Below are 15,642 nucleotides of genomic sequence, written 5' to 3'. Positions count from 1 at the left end.
TGGATTCGCCCTTCGGTACGGCGCCGCCCGCTGCTAGCGTCGGGGCGGACTGTGCGGCGGGGGCGGACCGGAACGGGGCGGGCGATGACGGCAGCCGAAGTGGTCGATCTGGTGGCGATGGGTGAGGACTTCGTCCGCGATCCGTATCCGGTCTACGCGGCCCTGCGTGAGCGCGGGCCGGTGCACAGGGTGCGGATTCCCGAGGGAGCCGAGGCGTGGCTCGTCGTCGGGTACGAGGCAGGGCGGGCCGCGCTCGTGGATCCGCGGCTGTCCAAGCAGTGGAAGAACGCCGCGCCGTCCTTTCCGATCTCCAGCCCGTCCGCGGGGCCGCACATGCTCAACTCCGACCCGCCGGACCACGAGCGGCTGCGCAAGCTGGTCGTCCGTGAGTTCACTCCGCGCCGGATCGAGCAACTCGCGCCGCGCGTACAGCAGATCACCGACGAGCTGCTCGACGCGATGCTGGCGCTTCCGGAGGGGCGAACGGATCTGGTCGAGGCCCTCTCATTCCCGTTGCCGATCTCGGTGATCTGCGAGCTGCTCGGTGTGCCCATGCTGGACCGGGCCGCGTTCCGAGGCTGGACCAGCACGGTCCTCAGCGATCCCGACCCCGGGGCGCGGCTGGCGGCTTCGGGCGAGGTGGCCGCGTACCTCGCCGATCTGCTGGAGCGCAAGCGCCTGGACCCGGGCCAGGACCTGATGAGTGACCTGATCCGCACCACCGACGAGGACGGCGACCGCCTGTCGGCGGATGAACTGCTCGGCACCGCGTGGCTGTTGCTGGTCGCCGGGCACGAGACCACGGTCAACCTGATCTCCAACGGCGTGCTGGCCCTGCTGACCCACCCCGATCAACTCGCGGCGTTGCGTGCGGACATGACGCTGATGACCAACGCGGTGGAGGAGATGCTGCGTTACGACGGGCCGGTGGAGACGCCGACGTTCAGGTTCACCACCGAGCCGGTCCGGATCGGGGACACCGTCGTCCCCGGCGACGGTGAGCTGGTCCTCGTGGCCCTGGCGGACGCCAACCACGACCCGGCCCGCTTCCCGGAGCCCGGCCGCTTCGACGTCCGCCGGCCCGCCGGTGGTCATGTCGCCTTCGGTCACGGCATCCACTACTGCCTCGGCGCGCCGCTCGCCCGCCTGGAGGCGCGGATCGCGGTCCGCACCCTCCTGGAGCGCTGTCCCGACCTCGCCCTCGACGCCCACCCGGCCGCCCTGCCCTGGCGCCACGGCATGCTCATACGCGGCCCCCAGCGGCTGCCCGTCCACTGGAAGCCGTAACCACCGCGACGCACGGCCACCCGACCGCCGCACCACCCGACCCACACTGTGGGACCGACCGCGGCGGGTGGACCGTTCGAACGCAGATCCAAACACGGAGAAGGCCTGGCCAGCTTGCGCTGACCAGGCCTTCCGCCTTGTGTCCGAGGGGGGACTTGAACCCCCACGCCCGATAAAGGGCACTAGCACCTCAAGCTAGCGCGTCTGCCATTCCGCCACCCGGACTAGGTGTCTGCCGCCTTTTGCGGTGTTCCCCGCGGCGACATGGATAACAATACCAAGGTTTCGGAGTGCCTTTCACCTGCGTATCTGTCCGGCGCGTGGCGACCCGGGCACGCTGCGCTCCCGGATCGCGCAGGTCGTACGCCACGCGATCACACGTGTACGTGGCGTGTTCACCGATCACTGATTCGCGGCGAGGGGGCGGGCGTGGCCCGCCATCCCGGCGATCACCCCTCGGAGGGCACCGCGGAGGGCACCGCGGAGGGCACCGCGGAAAGCACCCCGGGAAACCTCACGGGCACCGTACGACCTGGCCGGCGTACGACAGGTTGCCGCCGAAGCCGAACAGCAGGGCCGGGTCGCCGCTGCGCACCGCCCCCGTCTCGATCAGCTTGGACAGGGCGAGGGGGATGCTGGCGGCGGAGGTGTTGCCGGATTCGGTGACGTCCCGCGCGACCACGGCGTTGACGGCACCGATCTTCTGCGCGAGCGGTTCGATGATGCGCAGGTTCGCCTGGTGCAGGACGACGGCGGCGAGGTCGGCGGGTTCGATGCCGGCCCTCTCGCAGACGCGGCGCGCGATGGGCGGCAGCTGGGTCGTGGCCCAGCGGTAGACGCTCTGCCCCTCCTGCGCGAAGCGCGGCGGCGTGCCCTCGATCCGTACGGCGTTGCCCATCTCCGGCACCGATCCCCACAGCACCGGTCCGATCCCGGGCTCCTGGTCCGGTGCGCACGCCTCGACCACGGCTGCCCCGGCGCCGTCGCCGACGAGAACGCAGGTGGTGCGGTCGCTCCAGTCGGCGATCTCGGACATCTTGTCCGCACCGATGACCAGGGCGCGGGTGGCGGCGCCGGCCCGGACGGTGTGGTCGGCGGTGGCGAGGGCGTGGGTGAAGCCGGCGCACACCACGTTGACGTCCATGGCGGCGGGCTGCGGGATGCCGAGCCGGGCCGCGACCCGGGCGGCGGTGTTCGGGGAGCGGTCGATCGCCGTGGAGGTGGCGACCAGGACCAGGTCGATGTCGCCGGGGGCGAGACCGGCCGCGGCGAGGGCCTTGGCGGCTGCGTGCGCGGCCAGCTCGTCGACCGGCTCGTCGGGACCTGCGATGTGCCGGGTACGGATGCCCACCCGGCTGCGGATCCACTCGTCGCTGGTGTCGACCATGCCCGCCAGGTCCTCGTTGGTGAGCACCTTGGCGGGCTGGTAGTGACCGATGGCGGCGATACGCGAGCCGTTCATGTGGAGGTCCCCCTCGTTGGCCGATTCAGCGGGATTCTCCAGTCTTATCCGTGACCGGCGGGTACGAGGGCGCGTGAAGCGACAGGAATCGGGCATCCGGGTTGTCGGCTTCCCGCAGACCCGGGGGCATCCGAACACTCACCCCGTGAACAGTTGTGTCGCCTTCTGTACGAGTTCGTACACCCCGTAGGCGAGGGGCGCCCCCACCCACAGCCAGGACAGGGCGATCAGGCCCCGTCGGCTAGGCGGGCTGCTGTCGCTGGACATCGGAGGCCTCCCTCTGGGCGGGGATGTGGTGGCGGGTGTCGACGGGGCGGACGAACTCGTTGGCGGCGAATCCGACGACGAGCAGCCCGATCATGATGGAGAACGACAGCCCGTAGAGGCCGGCGCCGTGCTTCCCGGCTGCCTCCTGCCGGTCGGCGATCCAGTTGACGATCAGCGGCCCGAGCACACCGGCGGTGGACCAGGCGGTGAGCAGCCGGCCGTGGATGGCACCGACCTGGTACGTGCCGAAGAGGTCCTTCAGGTAGGCGGGGATCGTGGCGAAGCCGCCGCCGTAGAAGGAGAGGATCACCAGGGCGCACAGCACGAACAGCGGCTTGGCCGAGTCGCCGAACAGTGCGATGAGCAGGTACATCATCGCGCCGACGCCGAGGTAGAGGCGGTAGATGTTCTTGCGTCCGATCAGGTCGGAGGTGGACGACCAGCCGATACGGCCGGCCATGTTGGCCGCCGACAGCAGCGCGACGAAGCCTGCGGCCGCCGAGGCGGAGACCGGGGTGGAGCTGTCCGCGAAGAAGTCCGTGATCATCGGGGCGGCCTTCTCCAGGATGCCGATGCCCGCGGTCACGTTGGTGCACAGCACGATCCACAGGCACCAGAACTGCGGGGTACGCACGGCGCTGCGGGCGGACACCTGCACACCGGTTACGGCGCTCGGCCCGGCCTCGGCGGGCTTCGGCGCGCGCGGCACGCGGACCAGGAGGACACCGAGCGACATGAAGACCGCGTACGACAGGCCGTGCACGAGGAACGCGAGCGCGATCCCGGAGTGGTCACTGCCGAAGGACTCGAGCATCTGCGCCGACCAGGGCGAGGCGATCAGCGCGCCGCCGCCGAAGCCCATGATCGCGATGCCGGTGGCCATGCCGGGCCGGTCCGGGAACCACTTGATCAGGGTGGAGACGGGTGAGATGTAGCCGATGCCGAGGCCGATACCGCCGACGAAGCCGTAGCCGAGGACGATCAGCCAGTACTGCTGCGTCTGCGCGCCGAGCGCGGATATGAGGAAGCCGGAGGAGAAGCAGACGAGTGCCACGCTCATCGCCCAGCGCGGCCCGTTGCGTTCGACGAGTGTGCCGCCGAACGCGGCCGACAGTCCGAGCATCACGATCGCCAGCTGGAACGGAAGTGCGCTCTGGGTGCCGTCGAGGTGGAGGGCGGACTCCAGGGGCGGTTTGAACACGCTCCAGGCGTAGGCCTGCCCGATGGACAGATGGACGGAGAGGGCGGCGGGCGGAACAAGCCATCGGCTCCAGCCCGGGGGTGCGACAGGGGGGCTGCTCATGGGGCCGGACGGTAAGGCGGAGCAGGGAAGTTGAGAAGACGTCGCGTCGGCTGTATGCGGTGAACGGTAGGAGGCATGCGTCCAGCGGTCGCACCTGTGCCGCGCCGTTTCCCCGCGCCGACGGTACGGCGGCACGGCGGCACGGCGGCACGGCGGCACGGCGGCACGGCGGTGGCAGGGTCCGGCGGTACGGCGGTGGCAGGCTCCGGCGGCACGGCGGTGGCAGGCTCCGGCGGTACGGCGGTACGGCGGTACGGCGGTACGGCGGTGGCAGGCTCCGGCGGCACGGCGGTGGCAGGGTCCGGCCGGCGGGGTTGCCCGCTGCCGCGGGCGCTGGGGTCCGCCTCAGGCGTGGCCGCCCGGTGCCGCTCCCACGGCCGCGGCGACCTCGGCGAAGGCGGCGATCAGGGGTGAGCGGCGGCCGGCGGCCCAGGCCAGCAGGACCTGGTCGGGCTCGGCGTCGGTGACCGGTACGTAGCTGATGTCCGGGCGGGAGTACTGTTCGGCGACCGAGCGCGGGACGAGGGTGATCCCGGTGCCCGCGGCCACGCACTCGAACTTCTCCTCGATGGTGCGGATCGGCAGGTCGCCCGGCCGCGGGTCGGAGTACCGCAGCCAGGTCTCGCCGTCGAGGTCGACGAGGGACAACTCCTGTTTGCCGGCGAGCCGGTGGCCCTCGGGGAGCATGGCCACGCGGGGCTCGACGTACAGGGGGCGCAGTTCGAGGCCGTCCTCCCGGACGGGCCGTCGTACGTAGGCCATGTCGACGGTGCCGTCGAGGATCAGCCGTTCCTGGTCGTCCCACTCGACCCTGCGGGCGCTTCCCTCGACGTCGGGATGGCCGGCCGAGAAGGCGCGCAGGGCGTGCGTGACGACGACACCGGCGCGGAAGCCGACGACGAACCGTGCCGGCCCGCACGCCACCCGCAGCGCCCTGCGCCGCGTCGCGTCGGCCAGGGCAAGCAACTGCCTCCCGTCATCGAGGAGTTGCCGTCCCGCCTCGGTCAACGTCACGCCGTGGCTGTCACGTACGAACAGTTCGGCGCCCAAGTCCTTCTCCAGCGCGCGGATCTGCCGGCTCAGCACGGGCTGGGCGATGTGGAGCCTCTCGGCGGCGCGGCCGAAGTGAAGCAGTTCGGCCACCGCGACGAAGTAGCGGACCTTCCGCAGGTCCAGGTCCGCGTTCAGGCCGGACCTCGGCTCCGGGGTCGGTTCCGAGACCGGGTGCGAAGCCGGTTCCGAGGCCGGGTGCGTGGTCAGGTGCGAAGTCGGGTGCGAAGCCGGGTCCAGGCGCATGACAGCAGTCCCTTCCTCACCGGTGGCGGCGATACCTCCAGGGTATCGCCGCCACCGGAAGAGGTCTTGGACGACCGCACCCTCGCGGACGCAGGCTGGAAACCGTCCGAACGTGGTGGAACACCTGCTTGGAGAGGGATTTCTCATGGATCTGCGGGGACAGCGTGTCGTCGTCATCGGGGGTACGGCGGGCATCGGGTTCGCGGTCGCCGAGGGTGCGGCGCGGGCGGGCGCCGAGGTGGTGGTCGCCTCGCGCCGGCAGGAGAGCGTGGACGCGGCCCTGAAGCTGCTGCCGGAGGGCTCGGAGGGGTACGTGCTGGACGCGACGGACGAGGCGGCGGTGCGCGGCTTCTTCGCGGCGATCGGCACCTTCGACCACCTCGTCTACACGGCGGGCGAGTCGCTGCTGCTGGGGAGCCTGGCCGAGACGAGTACAGAGCGGGCGCGGAGGTTCCTGGACACACGGCTGTGGGGTGCGTACACGGCGGTGAAGCACGGGGCCGGGTCGATTCGCGAGGGCGGTTCTGTGGTGCTGACGACCGGCACGGCGGGGCGGCGCCCGCTGCCGGGGACGACCGCGGCGGCGGCGCTATGCGGGGCGATGGAGTCCCTGACCCGGGCGCTGGCCCTGGAGCTGGCGCCGGTGCGGGTCAACGTGGTCTCCCCCGGTCTGGTGCGCACCGAGCTGTGGCGCGACCTGCCGGAGACGGAGCGGGAGGGACTCTTCCAGGCCTCGGCGGAGTCGCTTCCGGTGGAACGCGTCGGCGACCCGGCGGACGTGGCGGAGGCCTACCTCTACCTGATGCGCAGCGGGTACAGCACCGGGTCGGTGGTGGTCGTGGACGGCGGCGGAACGCTGGTGTGAGGCGGGGCGCGGGGGCCCGGGGAACGGTCGCGGGGGCGTGGGCGAGCCTCGGGTGCCCGGCACCGGGCACCCGGCTCCCCGACGCCCCGGCGTCCCGGCGTCCCGGCGTCCCGGCGTCCCGGCGTCCCGGCGTCCCGGCGGCTCAGTGTGCCGCGAAGCGCACCTCAGACGCGGCGACGACGGTTCCCAGCCTCGGGAAGTCGAGCCTGACGGAGGCCTCGTGCTCGGCGGCGGTGAGGGCAGCCATGGCGTCTTCCACGAAGACGAGGTCGTAGCCGAGGTCGGCGGCGGCGCGGGCTGTCGACTCCACGCCGAGGTTGGTGGCGATACCGCCGAACACGAGCGTGCGGATGCCGTGTTGGCGCAACCGCTCGTCGAGGTTCGTGCCCTGGAAGGCGCCGATCGTCCGCTTGACCACCTCCAGGTCGCCGTCACGGAGCAGCCCGGCCACGAGGCCACTGCCGGGCGGTTGCTCGGCGACGGTGGGGCGCTCGACCCGGATCAGCACGACGAGGGCGCCGGCGGCACGGAAGGCGTCCACCAACTCCTCTGCGGCAGCCAGCACTTCGGTGCCTTTGCGGGGTTCGAGGGGCAGCGCGACGATGCGGTCCATCAGGTCGACGAGGACCAGGGCGGTGTGTCGCGGATCGAGGGCGGGAGCTGCGGTCATGACGGAACGTTAGCCGTCATCAGCCGTCCGTGCCGGAAATCCTGATCAACAGGCCCATGAACCGCTCGCGTTCGTTCACCCCTCCCCGTCCGGCGCACGCCCAGTCCGCCGCCTCCGCTCCCGAATCCGAGCAGCGGGTCCGCGTGTCCTGCGATCAACGAAGGACACCGCTCTGTGGCTGCCCCTGGGCCGGGTGAGGGGCTGACGGTTCCGGGGTCTCCTCGGCGTCATGGGCGCGGCGCTTGGCGATGACCGCGCACACCATCAGCTGCATCTGGTGGAAGAGCATCAGCGGCAGCACGGCCAGGGAGGCGTGGGCGCCGAACAGGACGCTCGCCATGGGCAGCCCGGCGGCGAGGGACTTCTTCGAACCGGCGAACTGGATGGCGATCCGGTCCCCCCGGCCGAAGCCGAGCGCCTTGCCCCCGTGCCAGGTCAGGGCGAGCATCACGGCCAGCAGGACGGCCTCGACGGCGAGCAGGGTGACCAGCCGGTCGAGGCCGACCTGGTGCCAGATGCCCTGGGCCATCCCCTCGCTGAAGGCGGTGTAGACGACCAGCAGGATGGAGCCTCGGTCGACCAGTCCGAGCACCTTCTTGTGGCGGGTGACGAAGCCTCCGATCCAGCGGCGCAGCAGCTGTCCGGCGAGGAACGGAACCAGGAGCTGGAGCACGATCTTCACCAGCGAGTCGGCGGAGAACCCGCCGCCGCTGTTGCCCAGCAGCACGGCCGCGAGCAGCGGGGTGACGATGATGCCGACCAGGGAGGAGAAGGAGCCCGCGCAGATCGCGGCGGGCACGTTGCCCCGGGCGATCGAGGTGAACGCGATGGAGGACTGGATGGTCGACGGCACCAGCGTCAGGAACAGCAGCCCCTGGTAGAGCGGGTGGGTCAGCAGCACCGGCACCAGGCCGCGCGCGGCCAGCCCGAGCAGGGGGAAGAGGACGAAGGTGCAGGCCAGCACCGTGATGTGGAGCCGCCAGTGGCGCAGCCCGTCCAGCGCCTCACGGGTGGAGAGCCGGGCGCCGTAGAGGAAGAAGAGGAAGGCGATCGCGGCGGTCGACGCCCCGGAGGCCACGTCGGCCCCGGTGCCCCGCGCCGGGAGGAGCGCCGCGAGACCCACGGTCCCGAGCAGCAGCAGGATGTACGGGTCGATCGGCATCCGACTCGGCCAGTGCAGGCGTTTCACAGTGCTCCGAAAGCTGTTCGTCAGTTACAGGCGCGGTCACATGCGCGGGTACGTGCGCCGGTACGTGCGCGGCTGCACTCACGGGCCCGGAGCCCCTTCATGGTCCCCCCGGGCGCGCCGATCGGGAAACCGGCACACCACTCTGACTGTCATCACGTCTCGCGATGACCGGGCTACCCTGCCCGTATGTACGACCCGACCCAGCTGCGGACGTTCCTGGCGGTGGCCCAGACGCTCAGCTTCACGCAGGCCGCCCGGCGGCTCGGGCTGCGCCAGTCGACGGTCAGCCAGCATGTGCGCCGGCTGGAGGAGGCCACCGGCCGGCAGCTGTTCGCGCGGGACACGCACTCGGTGGAGCTGACCGTGGACGGCGAGGCCATGCTGGGCTTCGCGCGCCGGCTGCTGGAGGTGCACGAGCAGGCGGCGGCGTTCTTCACCGGCACGCGGGTGCGGGGCCGGTTGCGGTTCGGCGCGTCGGAGGACTTCGTCCTGACCCGTCTGCCGGAGATCCTGGAGGCGTTCCGGTACGACCATCCCGAGGTGGACCTGGAGCTGACCGTGGAGCTGTCCGGCACCCTGCACGAGCAGCTGGCCGCCGGGAAGCTCGACCTGGTGCTGGCCAAACGGCGTCCGGAGGATCCGCGCGGCGAGCTGGTGTGGCGCGACGACCTGGTGTGGATCGGCGCCGAACGGCTCCGCCTGGACCCCGACCGGCCGGTCCCGCTGATCGTGTATCCCCCGCCCGGGATCACCCGGGCCCTCGCGCTGGAGGCCCTGGAGGCCGAGGGGCGCGACCGGCGGATCGTGTGCACCAGCGGCAGCCTCAACGGCCTGATCGCCGCCGCCCGCGCCGGCCTCGGCGTGATGGCCCACTCCCGCCGGCTGATCCCCCCGGGGCTGTTCCGGGTACCGGACCGCGCGGGGCTGCCCGAACTGGGGAAGGTCGACTTCGTCCTCGTCCACGGCCGGCGACCGCCCACCGCGGAGGGCGCCGCCGACGCGCTGGCCGCGGCGATCCTGGCGGGCGGCGAGCGGTTGCGGCGCCGGGGCGGCTGAGGGAACGCCACGCGGCTCCACCGGCGGCCACCACCGCAGGCCACCACCACAGGCCACCACCACAGGCCACCTCCGGAGAGGGTCCGCCGATCCCGAGCGGCCCGAATCGCCCCTCCGTCCCGAGCGGCCTGAATCGTCCGTACCCCGAAAGCGCCCGGGGCGGTGGGAGAGCGGGGAAAAGGGGTACGGCGGGCCGGTCCGGTCCTGCCGACGGGGCGCCCGGGAACGCCCTCGGGAACCGGCCCGCGCAGGGCGTCGGCGCGGCACGCGCGGATCGCCGCGGGCGCATGCGCGGAGACCACCGCCCCGTCCGCACGCATGCGCAGGGCCTCGCCGTATGCCGTGACCGGCAGGTACAGATTCGGTGGAGATTGCGCCAGCGGCGCTTACCGACCCGTAAGTGTTGTGTCCGTCCCTTCCCCATGTGCGGGCATTTTCCGGCCGCCCACCGGGGAGAACGAGTGGTTTGGCCGGTTTCGCGGACCCTCCCGCCCGGCTGGCCTGTGAGGTAGCTTTCACGGCGCCGTGCGGAGGATCGCTGGCGTGACCGAGGAGCGAGGAACGGGGAGCGACGTTTGCACGAGTTCACCAACCCTCTGTTGGCGCCGGCGCCGCAGGCAGGCGGTCTGGCCGACGCCGTCTTCGACCATGCGCGGACCGACCCGCTGCGCGTCGCCCTCGGCCGCAAGGACGAATCCGGACAGTGGCGGGACGTGACCGCGGCCGAGTTCCGCGACGAGGTCCTCGCCCTCGCCAAGGGCCTGCTCGCCCGCGGCATCCGCTTCGGCGACCGCGTCGCGATCATGTCCCGCACCCGCTACGAGTGGACCCAGTTCGACTTCGCGCTCTGGACGATCGGCGCGCAGGTGGTGCCGGTCTACCCGACCTCGTCGGCCGAGCAGTGTTTCTGGATGCTCTACGACGCCGAGTGCACGGCCGCGATCGTGGAGCACGAGGACCACGCGATGACCATCGCGACCGTCATCGACCGCCTCCCCCAGCTGCGCCAGCTGTGGCAGCTGGACGAGGGCTGTGTGCAGGAGCTGTACGACGCCGGGGCGCATCTGGACGACGAGGTGGTCCACCGGCACCGGCAGGCGGTGACTCCCGACTCGGTCGCCACGATCATCTACACCTCGGGCACCACGGGCCGCCCCAAGGGGTGTGTGCTCTCGCACGGCAACTTCATGTTCGAGGCGGACAGCGTGATCGGCCGCTGGGAGCCGGTGTTCCATTCCAAGAAGGGCGACGAGGCCTCCACCCTGCTGTTCCTGCCGCTCGCCCATGTCTTCGGGCGGATGGTGGAGGTCGCCACCATCCGCGGCCGGGTCCGCCTCGGCCACCAGCCGCAGCTGCACGCCGCCGCCCTGCTGCCCGATCTGCAGGCCTTCAAGCCGACGTTCATCCTCGCCGTGCCCTACATCTTCGAGAAGGTGTTCAACTCGGCCCGGCGCAAGGCGGAGAAGGAAGGCAAGTCGGGTCCGTTCGAGAAGGCGATCGACATCGCGGTGCGGTACGCCGACGCCCTGGAGGCGAAGGCGTGGGGCATCGGCCCGGGACCGTCGGCGGCGCTGCGGATGCAGCACCAGTTCTTCGACAAGGTGGTGTACTCCAAGGTGCGGGCGGCGATGGGCGGCCGGATACGCAACGCGATGTCCGGTGGTTCGGCGATGGACCGCCGGCTGGGGCTCTTCTTCGCGGGCGCCGGCGTGCAGATCTACGAGGGCTACGGCCTGACGGAGTCCACGGCCGCCGCGACCGCCAACCCGCCCGACCGCACCCGCTACGGCACCGTCGGCCAGGCCGTCCCCGGGGTGACCGTGCACATCGCGGACGACGGGGAGATCTGGCTGAACGGCGGCAACGTCTTCCAGGGCTACCTCAACAACCCCAAGGCGACGGACGAGACCCTGCACGACGGCTGGCTCGCCACCGGTGACCTGGGGGCGCTGGACGAGGACGGCTATCTGACCATCACCGGCCGCAAGAAGGAGATCCTGGTGACCTCCGGCGGCAAGAGCGTCTCCCCCGGTGTGCTGGAGGAGCGGGTCCGCGACCATCCGCTGGTCAACCAGTGCATCGTCGTCGGCAACGACCGCCCCTACATCGCCGCGCTGGTCACCCTGGACCAGGAGGCGGTCGAGCACTGGCTGCAGATGCGCGGCAAGCCGAAGCTGACCGGCACGCAACTGGTGAGCGACACGGATCTGGAGGCGGAGGTGCGGCGGGCCGTGGTCGCCGCCAACACCCTTGTCTCACAAGCCGAGTCGATCCGCACCTTCCGCATCCTGGCTCAGCCCTTCACCGAGGAACACGGCCTGCTGACACCGTCGTTGAAGCTGAAGCGGAAGGCGATCGAGAACGCGTACGAGCGTGAGGTCGAGGCGCTCTACCAGGCCTGACGCCGGCCCGTGCGCACGCGGGCCGGTACCGGATGCGCGTGCAGGAATGCATTCGGACCCGTGATCGTTGACCATGGGAGTACCACCTGTCGACAACCGAAGGATCAAGAAGCCCGTGAGCAGCAAGGTCCCCCCGATCATCCTGAACAACGGCGTCGAGATGCCCCAGCTGGGCTTCGGCGTCTGGCAGGTGCCGGACGACGAGGCCGAGCGGGCCGTCGCCACGGCACTCGAGGCCGGGTACCGCAGCATCGACACAGCGGCGATCTACGGCAACGAAGAGGGCACCGGCAAGGCCATCGCCGCCTCCGGCCTGGTCCGTGAGGACATCTTCGTCACCACCAAGCTGTGGAACAGCGACCAGGGGTACGACGCCACGCTGCGGGCGTTCGACACGTCGATGCGGAAGCTGGGTCTGGACTACCTGGACCTCTACCTGATCCACTGGCCGCTGCCGTCGCGGGACAACTACGTCGACACCTACAAGGCGTTCGAGAAGCTGTACTCCGAGGGTCGGATCCGGGCGATCGGCGTGTCCAACTTCCACCCCGAGCACCTGCGGCGGCTGATCGCGGAGACCTCGGTCGTCCCGGCGGTCAACCAGATCGAGCTGCACCCGCAGCTGCAGCAGCGCGCGGTGCGTGAGTTCGACGCGGAGCAGGGCATCGCCACCGAGGCCTGGTCGCCGCTGGGCCAGGGCAAGGGCCTGCTGGAGGTGCCCGCGATCGTCGCCATCGCGCAGAAGCACGGCCGTACGCCCGCGCAGGTCGTGCTGCGCTGGCACGTCCAGCTCGGCAACATCGTGATCCCCAAGTCCGTGACGCCGTCGCGGATCAGGGAGAACATCGACGTGTTCGACTTCAACCTGGACGACGAGGACCTCGCGGCGATCAGCGCGCTGAACGAGGACCGGCGGCTGGGCCCGGACCCGGCCGAGTTCGACATGGCCTGACGACCGCGCTCACCCAGGAGCCCCAGGGGTCACCCAGGGGTCACGGCCGTTCGCGTCGCCGGACGGCCCGGACGGCGGACCGCCGGGCACCGCGGTGCCCGGCGGTCGTGCCCCGGCCGCACCGCGGACGGCGTCAGCCGGGGTCCACGTCGGCGTGGACGACCTCGAACTCCTCCAGGCCGACGACGCTCACCCGGGCCTCGGCCGCGGCGTCGTGCCGGACGGCGGCCTGGGCGGCTCGCGACGCCGCCATGGACGCGCGGTCGGTGAAGAGGGTGCCGACCTGGCCCGTCCCCCGCTCCCGGTCGACGAAGAGGCCGACCGTGGCCAGGCCGGGCAGGTCCCGCAGCCTCGGGAGCACGGACGACCGGAAGGTCTCGGCGAACAGGTCGGCGTCCGCGGGATCGAACTGCACCCGTGTGACGCGCAGCCCGCCGCCCATCCGCGGCACCCCCACCGCGTGGTACGCCACCGCTTCGAAGTTCTCCACCGCGAGCGTGCCCGCGAACGGCTCCAGCATGGCCGGCCGGTGCTCACGCATCACCTCGTCGCTGTTGTGCCTCGCCTTCCGCGAGTCCCACCAGCTCACTCCCAGCAGCTTGCCGAGTTCCCGGTCCACGAAGACGCCGGCTCCCCGGTACCCGGGGCGTTCCTCGAGCAGCTCCCGCCCTTCACTGTTCAGCGCCCTGACGGCCGTCTCGATCTTCTCGGGGTCACCCGTCACGTAGATGGTGCGTACGAACATGAGATTTCTCCTCCCAGCCCGACACGACCAGTGTTCCGCCGGGAACATAACACCGCAAAACAGCACATTCGACCGTGACCCCGACGGCTCCCGCCGAACGCCCGGCCCGCTCGGGGGTTGACGCGGACATGCAGGCGGGGCCACCTTGTACGACACCCGGTAAGGAAACTTTCCTAACAGAAGGGTCCTCCACAGTGCGTCTTCGATCACTGACCCTCGCCGCGGCCTCCGGCGCCGCCCTGCTCGCCGCCGGAACGCTCCCCGCCGGCGCCGCGGACACCTCCCACACCCGCACACCGGCCTCGGTCCAGGAGGGCACGGTCAGCGCGGCCGACCTGCTCGCCAAGGTGACGTCCTGCTCGCAGATCTCGACCGGCAAGTACAAGACCGACGACGAGACCTCGGCCACGGTCCCCGTGTGCGGCAAGAACGGCGCGGTGTTCTGGAAGGCCGACATGGACATCGACTGCGACGGCCGGCGCAGCACCAACTGCAACGAGGACCGTGACCCCTGGTACCAGGACGACACCGCCTTCCACCAGTCCGACGGCAAGCCCCTGAAGGCCGAGTCGCTGCCGTACGTGGTGGTCCCCAGCTCCAGCAGCATCTGGAACTACTCGAGCGCGGGCATCAAGGGCGGCGGTGTCGTCGCCGTCGTCTACAACAACAAGGTCGAGTACGCCGTCGTCGGCGACACCGGCCCCACGAAGATCATCGGCGAGGCGTCCTACGCCACCGCCCAGGCCCTCGGCATCGACCCCGACCCGGCCACCGGTGGGGCCGACTCCGGCGTGACGTACATCCTGTTCAAGAACTCCAAGGTCTCCCCCATCGAGAGCCACAGCGCGGCCGTGACCCTCGGGGACCAACTGGCCAAGCAGTTCCTGCAGGACAACTGACGCCGTTGTCACGCCAGTTGGGCTGACCCGGCGGACGTACGACGACGGTGCTGGCGTCGACCCCGGCCGGTCGCCGGATCGCCCGGACGACCGGGCCGGCGATCCGGCCGGCGGTGAGCGGACACCCCGGGGGCAGGCTGCCGCAGCTGCCCCGGAAGGGGATCTCCACCCGGCCGGGGGAGGCAGGGCCCAGGCAGGACCTAGGCGGGGCGTACCGCGGTGTGGACCGTGTGCGCGCCCAGGACGAACAGGTCCGGGCGGTGGTGCACGCTCGCCGGGTCGGACGGGTCGAGCAGGCGGTCCAGGGTGGCGCGGTCCTCGGCGTCCAGGCACTCGTCGCCCGCGTCACGCAGGCGGGAGAGGGTGTCCGCGACGTAGGCGCGGGCGCTGTCGGTCACCGGGGCGGGCAGGTCGAGCAGGAAGCTGCGCGTGCGGGTGTACTTCAGACCGGCGGAGGTCAGCAGGGCCGGCCAGTCCTCGGTCTCGGCGACGGAGCCGGGCAGGCCGGCGCGCATGCCGGCGAACCACTCCTCCTGCACCACGTCCAGGCGCGCCTGGAGGCCGGGGCGGCCGATGCCGATGTCTCGGGGCAGGAAACGGACGGGCAGTCCGCCTTCGAGGATCGCGACGGTACCGCCGGGGGCCAGCCGCTCGGCGAAGGCGGCGAGTGCGGCCCGCTGGTCGCCCAGGTGGTGCAGGCTGCGGCCGGCCCACAGCAGATCGACCGGGTACTCCAACTCACCCAGAACGCCCGGGAGTTCACCGGCGAGCGTGTCGAAGCGGTCGGCCATGTCCCGCTCGGTGGCACGGGCGAGGGCGCGTTCCAGCAGCGGCTCGGCGCTGTCGACCGCGGCGACCCGGGCGCCGGGGAAGGTCTCGGCGAGGAGGCACGACACGACTCCGGGGCCGCTGCCCGCGTCGACGATCAGCCCCGGCTCGATCACCTCCTGCGCGAGCCAGGTCATCGCCTGCTCGTACAGGGGAGCGAACAGTTCCGCCTGCGCCTCCAGGTGCGGGCCCATCTCGCTCCAGTCCAGGTCGGAGTGGTGGTGGCCTCCGGCGTGCCCGCCCTGGCCGCCGTGCCCGCCCTTGTCCCCGTGCCCGCCCTGGTCCCCGTGGCCGTGCTTGTGGTCGTGCCCGTGCTTGTGGTCGTGGTCGGCGTGGTGGTCGTGCGCCATGATGGTCAGCCTCTCGTCCGCTTGCGGTCAGCGTGCGACGACACACCGGGTGCGGGCCAGTTCCTTTGCCG

At 71.3% G+C, this 15,642-nt stretch carries 14 protein-coding genes and 1 tRNA gene; 6 read left to right on the top strand and 9 right to left on the bottom strand.

Annotated features, from left to right (window positions below):
* The first annotated feature begins 84 nt into the window (after window positions 1–84).
* Entirely contained in the window at window positions 85–1,287 is a 1,203-nt protein-coding gene (locus OIB37_RS29980) for a cytochrome P450 family protein (protein WP_330460737.1), read from the top strand.
* Window positions 1,288–1,427: 140 nt separating this feature from the next.
* On the opposite strand, the gene OIB37_RS29975 is transcribed toward OIB37_RS29980, so the two are convergent.
* The 5 genes from OIB37_RS29975 to OIB37_RS29955 all read right to left on the bottom strand — a co-directional run bounded on the left by OIB37_RS29975 (window position 1,428) and on the right by OIB37_RS29955 (window position 5,615).
* A tRNA-Leu gene (locus tag OIB37_RS29975) sits at window positions 1,428–1,512 on the bottom strand.
* Window positions 1,513–1,801: 289 nt separating this feature from the next.
* On the bottom strand, window positions 1,802–2,749 hold the full coding sequence (locus OIB37_RS29970) for a beta-ketoacyl-ACP synthase III (RefSeq protein WP_330460736.1): 948 nt from the start codon (window positions 2,747–2,749) through the stop codon (window positions 1,802–1,804).
* A gap of 138 nt (window positions 2,750–2,887) precedes the next feature.
* Window positions 2,888–3,016 carry an MFS transporter small subunit gene (locus OIB37_RS29965; RefSeq protein WP_330460735.1) on the bottom strand — a complete coding sequence of 43 codons (129 nt, stop codon included), beginning with the start codon at window positions 3,014–3,016 and terminating at the stop codon, window positions 2,888–2,890.
* Complete coding sequence (locus tag OIB37_RS29960) at window positions 2,991–4,319, bottom strand: OFA family MFS transporter (protein WP_330460734.1); 1,329 nt, start codon at window positions 4,317–4,319, stop codon at window positions 2,991–2,993. Before OIB37_RS29960 ends, OIB37_RS29965 begins: the two co-directional genes overlap by 26 nt.
* A gap of 345 nt (window positions 4,320–4,664) precedes the next feature.
* Window positions 4,665–5,615: a LysR substrate-binding domain-containing protein gene (locus OIB37_RS29955; protein WP_330460733.1), complete on the bottom strand. Its 951-nt coding sequence runs from the start codon at window positions 5,613–5,615 to the stop codon at window positions 4,665–4,667.
* 145 nt (window positions 5,616–5,760) lie between these two features.
* Here OIB37_RS29955 and OIB37_RS29950 point away from each other — a divergent pair, with 145 nt between their 5' ends.
* On the top strand, window positions 5,761–6,480 hold the full coding sequence (locus OIB37_RS29950; RefSeq protein ID WP_330460732.1) for an SDR family oxidoreductase: 720 nt from the start codon (window positions 5,761–5,763) through the stop codon (window positions 6,478–6,480).
* A 142-nt stretch (window positions 6,481–6,622) separates the two neighbouring features.
* On the opposite strand, the gene OIB37_RS29945 is transcribed toward OIB37_RS29950, so the two are convergent.
* Together OIB37_RS29945 and OIB37_RS29940 are read right to left on the bottom strand one after the other, a co-directional pair.
* On the bottom strand, window positions 6,623–7,150 hold the full coding sequence (locus tag OIB37_RS29945; RefSeq protein WP_330460731.1) for an isochorismatase family protein: 528 nt from the start codon (window positions 7,148–7,150) through the stop codon (window positions 6,623–6,625).
* Window positions 7,151–7,304: 154 nt separating this feature from the next.
* A complete protein-coding gene (locus tag OIB37_RS29940; protein ID WP_330460730.1) occupies window positions 7,305–8,312 on the bottom strand; it encodes a bile acid:sodium symporter family protein in 1,008 nt (335 codons plus the stop codon).
* Window positions 8,313–8,525: 213 nt separating this feature from the next.
* Between OIB37_RS29940 and OIB37_RS29935 the strand changes: the two genes are divergently transcribed.
* The 3 genes from OIB37_RS29935 (at window position 8,526) to OIB37_RS29925 (ending at window position 12,749) form a co-directional block, all read left to right on the top strand.
* Window positions 8,526–9,395 carry a LysR family transcriptional regulator gene (locus OIB37_RS29935; protein WP_330460729.1) on the top strand — a complete coding sequence of 290 codons (870 nt, stop codon included), beginning with the start codon at window positions 8,526–8,528 and terminating at the stop codon, window positions 9,393–9,395.
* 575 nt (window positions 9,396–9,970) lie between these two features.
* Entirely contained in the window at window positions 9,971–11,797 is a 1,827-nt protein-coding gene (locus OIB37_RS29930) for an AMP-dependent synthetase/ligase (RefSeq protein ID WP_330460728.1), read from the top strand.
* Window positions 11,798–11,912: 115 nt separating this feature from the next.
* The gene (locus OIB37_RS29925) at window positions 11,913–12,749 is read left to right on the top strand and encodes an aldo/keto reductase (RefSeq protein WP_330460727.1); all 837 of its coding nucleotides are present in this window, start codon (window positions 11,913–11,915) and stop codon (window positions 12,747–12,749) included.
* Window positions 12,750–12,882: 133 nt separating this feature from the next.
* Here the strand turns inward: OIB37_RS29925 and OIB37_RS29920 are convergent, their stop codons facing one another.
* Entirely contained in the window at window positions 12,883–13,494 is a 612-nt protein-coding gene (locus OIB37_RS29920; protein WP_330460726.1) for a hypothetical protein, read from the bottom strand.
* Window positions 13,495–13,688: 194 nt separating this feature from the next.
* Between OIB37_RS29920 and OIB37_RS29915 the strand changes: the two genes are divergently transcribed.
* A complete protein-coding gene (locus OIB37_RS29915) occupies window positions 13,689–14,393 on the top strand; it encodes a glycoside hydrolase family 75 protein (protein WP_330460725.1) in 705 nt (234 codons plus the stop codon).
* Window positions 14,394–14,593: 200 nt separating this feature from the next.
* Here OIB37_RS29915 and OIB37_RS29910 read toward each other — a convergent pair whose 3' ends face one another.
* Entirely contained in the window at window positions 14,594–15,571 is a 978-nt protein-coding gene (locus OIB37_RS29910) for a class I SAM-dependent methyltransferase (RefSeq protein ID WP_330460724.1), read from the bottom strand.
* Between the last annotated feature and the right edge of the window lie 71 nt (window positions 15,572–15,642).

Source organism: Streptomyces sp. NBC_00820 (genome assembly GCF_036347055.1).
Lineage (GTDB): Bacteria > Actinomycetota > Actinomycetes > Streptomycetales > Streptomycetaceae > Streptomyces.
Note: the sequence above shows the minus strand (reverse complement) of the source record. Positions and strands in the feature narration are given on the sequence as shown.

Coding starts and splice junctions, on each gene's coding strand:
- OIB37_RS29935 (WP_330460729.1), top strand. CDS start 8,526: ATGTACGACCCGACCCAGCTGCGGACGTTCCTGGCGGTGGCCCAGACG.
- OIB37_RS29970 (WP_330460736.1), bottom strand. CDS start 2,749: ATGAACGGCTCGCGTATCGCCGCCATCGGTCACTACCAGCCCGCCAAG.
- OIB37_RS29950 (WP_330460732.1), top strand. CDS start 5,761: ATGGATCTGCGGGGACAGCGTGTCGTCGTCATCGGGGGTACGGCGGGC.
- OIB37_RS29960 (WP_330460734.1), bottom strand. CDS start 4,319: ATGAGCAGCCCCCCTGTCGCACCCCCGGGCTGGAGCCGATGGCTTGTT.
- OIB37_RS29920 (WP_330460726.1), bottom strand. CDS start 13,494: ATGTTCGTACGCACCATCTACGTGACGGGTGACCCCGAGAAGATCGAG.
- OIB37_RS29945 (WP_330460731.1), bottom strand. CDS start 7,150: ATGACCGCAGCTCCCGCCCTCGATCCGCGACACACCGCCCTGGTCCTC.
- OIB37_RS29965 (WP_330460735.1), bottom strand. CDS start 3,016: ATGTCCAGCGACAGCAGCCCGCCTAGCCGACGGGGCCTGATCGCCCTG.
- OIB37_RS29955 (WP_330460733.1), bottom strand. CDS start 5,615: ATGCGCCTGGACCCGGCTTCGCACCCGACTTCGCACCTGACCACGCAC.
- OIB37_RS29980 (WP_330460737.1), top strand. CDS start 85: ATGACGGCAGCCGAAGTGGTCGATCTGGTGGCGATGGGTGAGGACTTC.
- OIB37_RS29910 (WP_330460724.1), bottom strand. CDS start 15,571: ATGGCGCACGACCACCACGCCGACCACGACCACAAGCACGGGCACGAC.
- OIB37_RS29940 (WP_330460730.1), bottom strand. CDS start 8,312: ATGCCGATCGACCCGTACATCCTGCTGCTGCTCGGGACCGTGGGTCTC.